Here is an 11,697-nt window from a genome sequence, read left to right as displayed (position 1 = left end):
AAGGGCTACCAGGACGTACAGCACCGTGTGCCGAAGATCGACAACACGATGGAAGAACTGGGCTGGCAGCCGAAGCTGAACATGGAACAGGCGCTGCGCCGCATCTTCGAAGCCTACCGCGACAAGGTGGTGGAGGCGCGTACGCTGGTGACCGGCGGCAACTGATTCCGGCGGGGCGCCCCGGTTTGGGTAGACTATGCCTCGCGCGACGTTTCGCGCGCGAGGTGTCTACTCTCTGGAACGCGCCCCCATGCACGCCACCGGCAGGACCCTTTACCGTTTTTCCCTCTTTCCGCTAGCCTCGCTGCTGGCGATGCCGGCGGCCCTGGCCCAGACGGCCGAAGAAAAGACGCTGCCCGACGTGGTGGTCAGCGCCAGCCGCAGCGAACAGCGCCAGTTCGATGCCCCGGCCGCCGTCACCAGCATCGCCGTGGATCCCTTCACGGCGGCATCCCCGCTGGTCAATCTCTCCGAACTGACACTGACCGTCCCCGGCATTGCCGTGCGGGACCGCCAGAACTACGCCCAGGACCTCCAGATCGCCGTGCGCGGCTTTGGCAGCCGCTCGACCTTCGGGGTGCGCGGGGTGCGGCTGTTTATCGATGGTATTCCGGCCACCATGCCGGACGGGCAGGGGCAGGCGTCGACCTTCGACCTGGCCAACGCGAGCCGCGTGGAGATTCTGCGCGGCCCGTTCGCCCAGATGTACGGCAACGCCTCGGGAGGCGTGGTGCAGGTGTTCACGCCCGATCCGCCCAAGGATGGCTTCACCGGGCGGGCCTCCACCGGCTTGGGCTCGGACGGGCAATGGCAGGCCGGCGTGGCGCTGGCCGGCGGCAATGACMRSCTCGGCGGCTCGCTGGACGCCTGGACCTACCAGACCGATGGCTACCGGGACCACAGCGCCGCGCGCCGCTACCAGCTCAACGCCAAGATCGTGGCCCAACCGACCACGGCGACCAAGATCACCGGCCAGTTCAACTACTTCACCCAGCCGCTGGCCGAGGACCCGCTCGGGCTCACGCGCGCCCAGGCGGACGCCAACCCCCGGCAGGCCGTGCCGGCGGCGACCCAGTTCAATACGGGCAAGGATGTCGAGCAGACGCAGGCCGGCGTGGTGGTCGAACACCAGCTGAGCGAGCGTGACAGCCTGAACTTCCGTCTCTACGGCGGCGGGCGGCAGCTGACCCAGCGGCTCGGCTTCAGCGGTGCGGCGCCCTCGTCGGCGGGCGGGATTGTCGATCTGGACCGCACCTACGGCGGCACGGCGCTGGCGTGGACGCACAAGACCACGGCCAACGGCCTGCCGCTGCAATGGACGGCCGGGATCGAGGCGAACGCCATGCGCGACGGCCGCCATGGCTACGTCAACGATAACGGCCAGCAGGGCGCGCTGCGCCGGGACGAGACCGACGAGGCGGCCGACTACGGCGCGTTCGCCCAGTTCAACTGGACCGTGCATCCCGCCTGGGAGCTGGTGGGCGGGCTGCGGGCGAGCATGGTGCGGCTGCGCATTGACGACCACTACGTCACGGCGGCCAGCCCCGACGACAGCGGCACCTCCACCTATCACAACGTCAGCCCGGTAGCCGGCGTGGTCTGGCACGCCCACGACACGCTCAATGTCTACGCCAACCTGGGCCGGGGCTTCGAGACCCCGACGCTGACCGAGGTGGCCTACGGCCCCGGCGGCGTGGGCGCCAACCTGGGCTTGCAGGCGTCCACCAGCCGGCAGGGCGAGATCGGCGTGAAATGGCAGGCGGCCGGCCAGAAGGTGGAGGCTGCGCTGTTCGATGCCGACAGCCACGACGAGGTGGTGCCGGTATCGAACAACGCCGGCCGCACGGTCTACCAGAACGTGAACGGCGTGCGCCGGCGCGGGCTGGAACTGGGCTGGCGCGGCACCTTCGGCCAGGCGCAGCAGTGGGGGGCGGGCCTCGGGTATACCTATTTGTCGGCCTACTTCGGGGAGGCTTACCTCAACGCGCAGGGCCTGCAGGTGGCGGCCGGCAACCGGCTGCCCGGCACGGCGCGGCACAGCCTGGGCGCGGAGCTGACCTACCGGCCGCTGGCGCCGCTGATGCTGGGGGTGGAGGCGCGGGCGGACAGCCAGGTCTATGCGGACGATCTCAACACCCAGGCGGCGCCCGGCTACATGGTCTTCAACCTCAAGGCCGGCTACGAATTCAAGCTGGGCCGGACCCGGCTGTACCTGTTCGGGCGCATCGACAACCTGGCGGACCGGCACTACATCGGCTCGGTCATCGTCAACGAGGCCAACGGCCGGTACTTCGAGCCGGCGGCCGGGCGGCGCTTCTTCCTGGGGCTGCGCGCGTCGATGTAAAGCTGGTTTTTCTCCCCTCTCCCGCCTGCGGGAGAGGGGAGAAAAACCATGCGATCGGCTTGCCTCGGAGCAGCAAGCGCAGGGGCATGTCAGCCGCCGCCTGACTTGCCAGCGGCGCGTCTCCGGCCTAAGGTGGCGTCTTTGACTGGCATCCGTGGAGCCCCATGCCCCCCTCCATGCCCCAGGACCGCGACCTCCGCATCATGCTGTGGGTCGTGGCCGTTGGCTTTTTCATGCAGACGCTCGATTCGACCATCGTCAACACGGCGCTGCCGTCGATGGCGCACAGCCTGGGCGAAAGCCCGCTGCGCATGCAGTCGGTCGTTATCGCCTATTCCCTCACCATGGCGGTGGTCATTCCGGCCTCGGGCTGGCTGGCGGACCGCTTCGGCACGCGCACGATCTTCCAGACCGCCATCGGCCTGTTCGTGCTCGGCTCCCTGCTATGCGCCTGGGCGCCCACGCTGCCGGCACTGACYGCCGCGCGGGTGGTGCAGGGCGTGGGCGGCGCCATGCTGCTGCCGGTGGGGCGGCTCTCCGTGCTGCGCACCTTCCCGCGCGAGCAATACCTCCAGGCGCTCAGCTTCGTGGCCATTCCGGGCATGATCGGCCCGCTGATCGGCCCCACGCTGGGCGGCTGGCTGACGCAGACGCTGTCGTGGCACTGGATCTTCCTGATCAACGTGCCGGTGGGGATCATCGGCGCCATCGCCACGATCCGCTATATGCCGAACTCACGGCTGCCCGGCATGGGCGGCTTCGACGTAACCGGCTACCTGCTGCTGGCCGTGGCCATGGTGGCGCTGTCSTTTTCGCTGGACGGGCTGGCGGGCATGGGCTTCCAGCACGCCACGGTGCTGATGCTGCTGATTGGCAGCATGGCGGCGCTCACGGCCTACGTGCTGCACGCCAACAAGCGCCAGAACCCGTTGTTCTCGCTGAAGCTGTTCAAAATCCACGCGTTCAGCGTGGGGCTGCTCGGTAACCTGTTCGCGCGTATCGGCAACGGGGCGATGCCGTTCCTGATTCCGCTGATGCTCCAGGTGAGCATGGGCTACGCGCCGTTCGATGCCGGCCTGATGATGCTGCCGGTCACGGCCGCCGGCATGGCCTCCAAGCGGCTGGCGACGATGCTGATCGAGCGCCACGGCTACCGGCGCGTGCTGGTGGTCAACACCTTCGTGGTAGGGCTGACGATGGCGTCTTTCGCACTGATTTCGCCAACGCGCCCGCTGGCGCTGACGCTGGTGCAGCTGGCCATCTTCGGCATGGTCAACTCGATCCAGTTCACGGCCATGAACACCGTGGCACTAAAAGACCTGTCGGGAGCCAGTGCCAGCAGCGGCAATTCGATGCTGTCGATGGTGCAGATGCTGTCGATGAGCCTGGCGGTGACCTCGGCCGGCGCGCTGCTGGCCACGTTCCAGGCCGGCTTTGGCGCGAACGGTGCGCACCAGATGGAAGTGCTGCCAGCCTTCCACGCCACCTTCATCTGCGTGGGGCTGATTACCTCGGCATCCGCATGGATCTTCATGCAGCTCAGCCCGGAGCCGGCGCGCGATACGAAGGAAGAGGTGAAGCAGGCCGGGGAGATGTAGCCCCCCGGCCGGGGYGGGGCGAAGCTTACGCCGYGAGCAACTCGCAGAAGCGTGCGATGTCGACGTTGCCGCCGCTGATGAGCACGCCCACGCGCTGGCCCTTGAGCTGGTCCTTCATSGCCAGCACGGCGGCCAGGCCGAGGCAGCCGGTGGGCTCCACCACCATCTTCATGCGCTCGGCGAAGAAGCGCATGGCGTCCACCAGTTGCGCGTCCGAGGCGGTGACGATGTCCGTGACGTCGCGGCGGATGATGCCGAAGGTGTACTCGCCCAGATGCTGGGTCTGCGCGCCATCGGCAATCGTCTTCGGGGTGTCGATGTTGACGATCTCGCCCTTGCGGAACGACTGCTGGCCGTCGTTGCCGGCCTCCGGCTCCACGCCGTAGAGCTTGCAGTCCGGCGCCAGCGCGCGCGTGGCCAGCGCGGTGCCGGAGAGCAGCCCGCCGCCGCCGAGCGGCGTGAACAGGGCGTCCAGCGGGCCGACTTCCTCGAACAGTTCCTTGGCGGCCGTGCCCTGGCCGGCCAGCACGTCSGGATGGTCGTACGGCGGAATCAGCGTCATGCCGTGCTCGGCGGCCAGCTTGCGGCCAATCGCCTCGCGGTCTTCGGTGTAGCGGTCGTAGGTCACCACGTTGGCGCCGTAGCCCTTGGTGGCGGCTACCTTGGCGGCCGGGGCGTCGTGCGGCATGACGATGGTCGCCGGCATGCCGAGCAGTTTGGCCGAGAGGGCGATGCCCTGGGCATGGTTGCCGGACGAGAACGCCACCACGCCACCCTTGCGCTGCTCGGGCGAGAACTTCGACAAGGCGTTGAACGCGCCGCGGAACTTGAAYGCGCCCATGCGCTGGAAGTTCTCGCACTTGATGAACACTTCCGCGCCGACGATGTCGTTGAGCGTGCGCGAGGTGTTCACGGGCGTGCGGTTGGCGTGGCCGTCCAGGCGCTGGGCGGCGGCTTGCACATCGGCGTAGGTGGGCAGTTGCAGGGTCGTCATGGCAGGGAAGGGTGCGAGGGGTGCGATGGAGKTGAAGGAGATTACCAGGGCCAGGCCAGGCGCTTGCCGGTGCCATCGGCCACGGCGCGCTCGTGCAGGAAGCGGGCGACGGTCAGGTCCTGGAGCGCCAGGCCGGTCATGTCGAAGACGGTGATGTCGGTGGAGGCACGGTCGAACATGGCGTTGCCGGTCAGCAGGTCGCCGATCTCGGTGCAGTCGACCTGGGCGGCCCACTGGCACTCGCCGATGCCGCGGGCCTGCTCGCGGTCGTCGGCAAAGACGCGCGCGCGGGCCAGCACGCCGTCCGGCAGTTCGCGCTTGCCGCGCGTATCGGCGCCCACGCAGTTCAGGTGGGTGCCGGGCTGCACGGCGTCGGCCTCGAACAGGGCGCCGCCGCCGGGTGTGGCGGTGATGACGACGTCACTCTTCGACACCGCCGCGCTGGCGTCCGTCGCCAGTTCAATCTGGCAGCGGTCGGAGAACGCCGCCTCGAACGCCGGATCGCGCTGGCGGCTGAAGGGGACGTAGGAAACATGGCACAGCGACGGCAGCAGGCGCAGCGCATAGGTCAGCTGCACGCGCGCCTGCACGCCAGTGCCGAACACGCAGACGCGCTCGCTGTTGGGTCGCGCCAGCAGTTGCAGGCCGATGCCGCCGGCCGCGCCGGTGCGCGCGGTGGTGATGGCGTTGCCGTCCAGCACGCAGAGCGGGCGGCCCGTGGCGGGGTCGATCAGCAGCACCGTGGCCTGATGCGGCTCGCCGCCCTGGGCGCGGTTGTCCGGCCAGAACCCGGCCGCCTTGAAGCCGAGCAGGTTCTGCTTCGGCACATCGCCGGCCTTGATGCCGAACACGCCGCCGGTGGCCAGTTTCTCGCGGATCAGCGGGAACACGCGGCCTTCGCGGTGGCTGTGCAGCACGAAGGCTTCGCGCACGGCAGCCAGCACATCGTCCGGTTGCAGGGCCGCTTCGACGTCGAATTTGTCGAGCAGCAGGAGTTGGGCCAGATGGGTGTCAGCGGGCATAGCTATAGACCGAGGCGCGCGACACGCCGAGATGTGCCGCGACGGTTTCCATGGCGCGCCGGACCTCCAACAGGCCCGACGCCTTGAGTTCATGCATCAGCGCGCGCCGGTCTTCGGTCTTCAGCGCACGGGGCGTGGTGGCCAGCCGGGCGGCAAAAGTGTCGATACGGGCACGCAGGGCATCGGTGCCGGCGGGGTCGAGTGACTCTTGCGGCCCCTCGACGGCAGTCTGGACGAATTGCCCCATCGCCATCTGCAGGCTGCGGAACAGCGTCAGGTCGACATTCATGCACAGTGCGGCGATATAACGCCCGTTGCTGTCCTTGACGCCCACCGAGGTGCTCTTGGCCTGCCGCCCATCCGCGAACTGGTTCGGATAATTGGCGATGATCTGAGGGTAGTCCGGATCGGTGATGCGGGCCTGGCCCAACTCGGTGGTGGGGTCGCCCACGGCGCGGCCGGACAGGTTGTTGTGGATGGCGAGGATCGACTGCTCGGGCTCGAGCAGGTCGTGGACCACGACCTCGCAGAACGGCGCGAGCGTCTGCCCGAGGCCATCGGCAATCTGCTTGATCTGGTCGAGCAACTGGCGCTGCTCCGGCGTGCGGGTCTTCATGCTGGACATTTTGTCCARCAGTAGATGAAATGTCAAGATACAGGAACTGCCCGCYCACGCCGCGTGCGCATCGCGGCGTGAGCCTTTCAAGACCCCGGCAGGCTAGCGCGTGCCGGCGCTGCAGCAGTAGGCCAGCAGGAAGGTGTGGGTGCCCGGGAGATTGCCCACGATGCGGCGCATGTCCCCGTTCAGCTTGGCCATGGCTGCCGTTACGCGGTCGGGGCCGGGCAGGTTGCCGTTATTGAAGTCATGCACGGCGAKGGCGACGGGTTTCTGGTCCTTGGTCTTGGGCGACGCAAGGCCSCGGTCCTCCTCCGCGAACTTCTCTTCGCGCTGTGCCACGGCGCCGATCTTCCCCTCGCAGTAGCCGTGGGTGCCGGACATGACGTGAATCGTGTGGCCGCTGCCGGTCAGGCCGCTGGCGATGGTATTGAGTGCCGCCGCCACGTCGTCGACGTCGGACGGATCGTGAAATCCCCAGATCTGCACGGCGGTGGGGGTCTTGGCGGTGATGTTGACGAGCGTTGCCATGGTGTTTCTCCTTGGAAAACTTCAGGTYTCTGCAATGGAGGGGGAAGTCAGACTTCCCGCGCGTGGGTCTGCCCCGGCCAGACGCCAGTCATCTCGATGGCGCGACGCCCCGTCAGCCATTGCCCAAGCGGGCTGGGCCAGTTGAAGGCGTAGTGGTCGCTGTTCATGACCCCCTGGAATTTCACGTCCACGCGGATATTCGTCGCGCTAAGCGGGATATTGCTCACGGTCTTGGAAATGCCGCCGCTCAGCGAGAACTCGTCGTGYTGCCGCCCCGCCGGCGAGTCGTAGCCGATCTGGATGTGGGTCACGTAGGTGCACCCGGGCTTGTTGTCGAAGACCACCTCGAAGGCGCCGAGCCGGTTGATCCAGTTCGGRATCAGCAGCGGCCCGTCGAACGAGGCGAAGGTGTAGGCGATCGGAATCGGGGAGGGCGCGAGCTGATCCGACTGGTAAGGCCAGAGATGCTGATCCACGCTCTTGTTCTGGCGGGTGGAGACGAACGAGCCCTTGCCATTGGCGCCGCCCAGCATCTCCTGCACGGCACCGGCGGAGCCGGTCAGCGAGAAGGAAGAGCTGTTGTCCTGGGAACCCACGTTCAGCCCGCTGTGCGCGTAGACGGCGCTGGTGACCACGCCGAATCCCTGCGCAATCTGCCCGTTCGACCCCATGCTGACCGACTGCGCCTGGTCGTACAGCCACTTGTAGGTGTCCGACTTGCCAAGCGTGGTCAGGTCGCTGATGAACGTTTCCGACGCGATGCCGAACTCGGACGCGATCGACCCCACCGACGAGAAATCCCACTTCACCTCGACGCCAGCCGTCACCTTGACGCCGGTATCCGGGTCGGTGGCGGAGCCGTCCAGGTTGACGTTGGATTCGCTGCGCTGCACGTTGCTGGACGACAGCTTCCACTGGTTGGGAATGCCGCGCGTGCTCAGCGTGAGCCCCGGAGTCTCTTCCTTGACCAGCGTGAAATCGCCGGTGTCCGGCGACACAAAGCCCACGGCGCCCGGTTTGATATTGGGCGTCAGGGTCCAGTTACCCCAGTATGCGGGGCGCCCGTTGCGTATCAAGTCCGTGAAAGATCGATTCCAATTCATGGTGTTACCCCTTATTAAGTTGTTGGCATTTTGCGGATGTCGCGATTTCGCTTGGTGACGTATCGCATAACCAGTGTTGATGCCRYGGAGGGGTATTCGCCATTACTCAGAATGCGTATTCGGCGGGYTGGAATCRACGGGAATTCTGATTTGTCTGGAAATCGTCATGAGATCCGCCAGGGTTTGCAGCCCGGTTTTGGCGCGGATGTTTTCCAGATGTTTGCTGACGGTGCGGGGACTGATGCTGAGATGCCTGCCGATTTCCTTGGCCGTCAGGCCCAGGCTCAGTTTCTGCAAGACGTCCTTTTCACGCTGGCTTAATGTGTCCGGCTGAAGAATCGGGATGGGCGCGTGGGTCGCCGTATTGGCGTGCGCGGTGGCAAAGGCAACCAGCTGCGACGTGGAATGAATGTCGAGTTTTGCGGAGATATTGGTGCGGTGCTTGCGGGCCGTGAATTCGGTAACGCCCAGATACCTGGCGATATCACTGGTGCTCATCCCCTTGGCGATCAAGGCGAGCACCTGGGATTCCCGGGTGGTCAACCTTGATGACGACAAGCATGCCCATTATTATTTTTGCGGGCGAATGACGGAGCGTCACCTCGCTACRGTGCAATCAGGTCATCGTAGGTGAAATGAATGAACTGTTTGTGGGAATTATTTAATATCAGAGATAAGGGTGCCTAATATCTCCTCTCGCCCGATAGCGGAAGAGAGGAGAAAGGCACGCTTTTAAGCCGCTTCGGCCACCCGGATTTCGACCAGCAGCTTTTTCAGTTCCGGCACGCAGGAGCCGCAATTGCCGCCGGCCTTCACGCAGGCGGTGATTTCGGCCGGGGTCTTGAGGTCGTGCTTGCGCACGGCGTCGCAGATCGTGTTGCGGCCCACGCCGAAGCAGGAGCACACCGTGGGGCCGGCGTCGGCGCCTTTCTCCATCGGCTGGCCCAGCAGCAGGCCGATGCGGTCGGTGTCTTCCAGCCGCTCTTGTCCGAACAACTGCGACAGCCACGCGCGCGAGGGCAGGTCCGGGCGCGTGGAGACGTACACGCAGGCCTCGATCCGGTCGTTGACCACATAGCCCGCGTGATAGACGCCAGCGGTGCGGTCCTCGTACTCGAGCCAGTCGGCCTCGGGGTCCTGCACGCCCAGCAGCGCGCGGGCCCAGGCGGCGCGGTCGGGGATGGYCTCCCGGCCGGCGAATTCGTAGCGCTGGAACTGCTTGCCCTGGATGCGCGTCCAGTACGTCAGCGCATCGGCGGGCAGGGCGGCGCGGCTCAGCACGAAGCCGTGCCACGAGACGCGGAATTCCTCCACGCGCACCGGCGTGTGCTTGAACTCGGGCTCGCCCGAGACCGGATCGACCGCCGGATTGACCAGCGCGCCCACGCGGGCATCGGAACTGAACTGGCTGTTCCAGTGGATCGGCACGAACACGCTGCCACGCGGAATGCCGCCGCCATGGCGCACGCGGGCCACCATCGCGCCCCAGCGGCTGGTGATGCGTGCCAGCTTGCCTTCGCCCACGCCGCACAGCAGGGCGTCTTGCGGATGCATGTCGACGAAGGGCTCGGGCAGGTGGTCGGAGAGCCGCGCGGCCTTGCCGGTGCGGGTCATGGTGTGCCATTGGTCGCGCACCCGGCCGGTGTTCAGRATCAGCGGGAAGTCGTCGTCGGTGGCGTGGGCCGGCGCGCGCGGCGCGGTCGGCACGAAGCGGGCGCGGCCATCGGGATGGGCGTAGCGGCCGTCGGTGAACAGGCGCTGCGTGCCTTCGGTCAGGTCCGCACGTACGGGCCATTGCACCGGCGCGAGCGCGTCATAGTCGGCCTGGGCCAGCCCGGCCAGCCCGCTGATGTCGAACGCACGCGGTGCGTCGCGCTCGGTGGCGGTGTCGTTGCGCCACGCGCTCAGGCGGGCGTGTTCGTCGAAGATTTCATGCGGACCGGCGTAGTCGAAGCCGGCGAAGCCCATGCGGCGGGCCACGTCGCAGAGGATGTCCCAGTCGGCGCGGGCCTCGCCCGGCGCGGGCAGGAAGGCGCGCTGGCGCGAGATGCGGCGCTCGGTGTTGGTCACCGTGCCGTTCTTCTCGCCCCAGCCCAGCGCCGGCAGCAGGATGTGGGCGGCGTCGTTGGTGTCGGTGTGCGTGACGATGTCCGACGCCACCACCAGTTCGCACTTGGCCAGCGCGCGCCGCGCCTGATCGGCATCGGGCAGGCTCACCACGGGGTTGGTGGCAATGACCCAGACCGCCTTGACCTTGCCTTGCTCGATGGCGTCGAACAGGTCCACGGCCTTGAGGCCGGGCTGGTCGGCCATCGCCGGGGACTGCCAGAAGTCCTGCACGATGTCCCGGTGGACCGGGTTGGCCAGCTCCATATGGGCGGCCAGCATGTTCGCCAGCCCGCCGACTTCGCGCCCGCCCATCGCGTTGGGCTGRCCGGTCAGCGAGAACGGGCCCATGCCGGGGCGGCCAATGCGGCCGGTCAGCAGGTGGCAGTTGATGATGCTGTTGACCTTGTCCGTGCCGGACGAGGACTGGTTCACGCCCATCGAGAACGCGGTAATGACCTGCTCCGTGCTGGCGAACAGGTCGAAGAAGGCTTGCACGTCGGCTGGGTCGAGCTTGCAGGCGCGCGCCACGGCGGCGACGCTGATGTCGTCCGCTTCGGCGGCGGCCAGCGTGGCTTCCAGCCCGGCGGTGTGCGCGGCCACGAAGGCCGTGTCGGTCTTGCCGGCGCGGGCCAGATGGCTCAGCAGGCCGTTGAACAGCCGCACATCGGTGCCCGCGCGCAGCGGCAGGTGCAGGTCGGCCAGTTCACAGGTGGCGGTGCGGCGCGGATCGATCGCCACGATCTTCATCTCGGGCCGGGCTTCCTTGGCGCGCGTGAGCCGCTGGAACAGGATCGGGTGGCACCACGCGGTGTTCGAGCCCACCAGCACGACGAGATCGGCGGTCTCCAGGTCCTCGTAGCTGCACGGCACCAGGTCTTCGCCGAAGGCGCGCTTGTGGCCGGCCACGGCGGATGACATGCAGAGCCGCGAGTTGGTGTCGATATTGGCCGTGCCGATGAACCCCTTCATCAGCTTGTTGGCGATGTAGTAGTCCTCGGTCAGGATCTGGCCGGAGACGTAGAGCGCCACGGCGTCCGGGCCGTGCGCGGCGACGATGTCCGAGAAGCCCTTGGCGACCTTGTCGAGCGCCTCGTCCCAGGAGACGCGGCGCAGCGCGCCATCGGCCTCGCGCAGTTGGGGATGCAGCAGGCGGCCGTCCAGGTCGAGGGTTTCGCCGAGCGCCGAGCCCTTGACGCAGAGCCGGCCGAAGTTGGAGGCATGGTCCGCGTCGCCGCTGACTTCGACCTGGCCGTCCGCGCGCACGGTGGCGCGCACGCCGCAGCCCACGCCGCAATAGGGGCAGGTGGTGGCGGTTGTGGTGGTGGCGGTGGAGGAAACCACCGCAATATCGGACAGGTTCACAGCGATGTCTCTCTTTCG

General features: G+C 67.2%; 9 protein-coding genes and 1 pseudogene. 3 read left to right on the top strand and 7 right to left on the bottom strand.

Features of this window, described 5'->3' with window-relative positions; genetic code table 11:
• The 3 genes and pseudogenes from AB4Z27_RS25775 to mdtD all read left to right on the top strand — a co-directional run.
• Positions 1 to 165 (top strand): annotated as a pseudogene (locus tag AB4Z27_RS25775) (bifunctional UDP-4-keto-pentose/UDP-xylose synthase); the annotation flags it as partial.
• Positions 166 to 250: 85 nt separating this feature from the next.
• Complete coding sequence (locus tag AB4Z27_RS25770; protein ID WP_441645577.1) at positions 251 to 2,344, top strand: TonB-dependent receptor family protein; 2,094 nt, start codon at positions 251 to 253, stop codon at positions 2,342 to 2,344.
• Between the two features lie 164 nt (positions 2,345 to 2,508).
• Complete coding sequence (gene mdtD / locus AB4Z27_RS25765; RefSeq protein ID WP_255371006.1) at positions 2,509 to 3,942, top strand: multidrug transporter subunit MdtD; 1,434 nt, start codon at positions 2,509 to 2,511, stop codon at positions 3,940 to 3,942.
• 25 nt (positions 3,943 to 3,967) lie between these two features.
• Here mdtD and AB4Z27_RS25760 read toward each other — a convergent pair whose 3' ends face one another.
• The 7 genes from AB4Z27_RS25760 to AB4Z27_RS25730 form a co-directional block, all read right to left on the bottom strand.
• Positions 3,968 to 4,936 (bottom strand): threo-3-hydroxy-L-aspartate ammonia-lyase, encoded by a 969-nt coding sequence (locus AB4Z27_RS25760; RefSeq protein WP_441645576.1) that lies wholly within the window; start codon positions 4,934 to 4,936, stop codon positions 3,968 to 3,970.
• A gap of 41 nt (positions 4,937 to 4,977) precedes the next feature.
• A complete protein-coding gene (locus AB4Z27_RS25755; protein ID WP_092301805.1) occupies positions 4,978 to 5,958 on the bottom strand; it encodes an ornithine cyclodeaminase family protein in 981 nt (326 codons plus the stop codon).
• A complete protein-coding gene (locus AB4Z27_RS25750; protein WP_092301880.1) occupies positions 5,948 to 6,574 on the bottom strand; it encodes a helix-turn-helix transcriptional regulator in 627 nt (208 codons plus the stop codon). The genes AB4Z27_RS25755 and AB4Z27_RS25750 overlap by 11 nt, the downstream gene beginning before the upstream one ends.
• A 102-nt stretch (positions 6,575 to 6,676) precedes the next feature.
• A complete protein-coding gene (locus tag AB4Z27_RS25745; RefSeq protein WP_441645575.1) occupies positions 6,677 to 7,105 on the bottom strand; it encodes a hypothetical protein in 429 nt (142 codons plus the stop codon).
• A 47-nt stretch (positions 7,106 to 7,152) separates the two neighbouring features.
• Positions 7,153 to 8,208, bottom strand: coding sequence for a hypothetical protein (locus AB4Z27_RS25740; RefSeq protein WP_092301811.1), 1,056 nt, complete (start codon positions 8,206 to 8,208; stop codon positions 7,153 to 7,155).
• 102 nt (positions 8,209 to 8,310) lie between these two features.
• Complete coding sequence (locus tag AB4Z27_RS25735; RefSeq protein WP_441645574.1) at positions 8,311 to 8,751, bottom strand: response regulator transcription factor; 441 nt, start codon at positions 8,749 to 8,751, stop codon at positions 8,311 to 8,313.
• A gap of 189 nt (positions 8,752 to 8,940) precedes the next feature.
• Complete coding sequence (locus tag AB4Z27_RS25730) at positions 8,941 to 11,679, bottom strand: molybdopterin-dependent oxidoreductase (protein ID WP_441645573.1); 2,739 nt, start codon at positions 11,677 to 11,679, stop codon at positions 8,941 to 8,943.
• Positions 11,680 to 11,697: the final 18 nt, after the last annotated feature.

The organism is Cupriavidus sp. KB_39, from assembly GCF_052114485.1.
Classification (GTDB): Bacteria; Pseudomonadota; Gammaproteobacteria; order Burkholderiales; family Burkholderiaceae; genus Cupriavidus.
Note: the sequence above shows the minus strand (reverse complement) of the source record. Positions and strands in the feature narration are given on the sequence as shown.

Bases quoted from the DNA above. Each gene is read 5' to 3' on its own strand.
- AB4Z27_RS25755 (WP_092301805.1), bottom strand. From the start codon at position 5,958: ATGCCCGCTGACACCCATCTGGCCCAACTCCTGCTGCTCGACAAATTC.
- AB4Z27_RS25750 (WP_092301880.1), bottom strand. From the start codon at position 6,574: ATGAAGACCCGCACGCCGGAGCAGCGCCAGTTGCTCGACCAGATCAAG.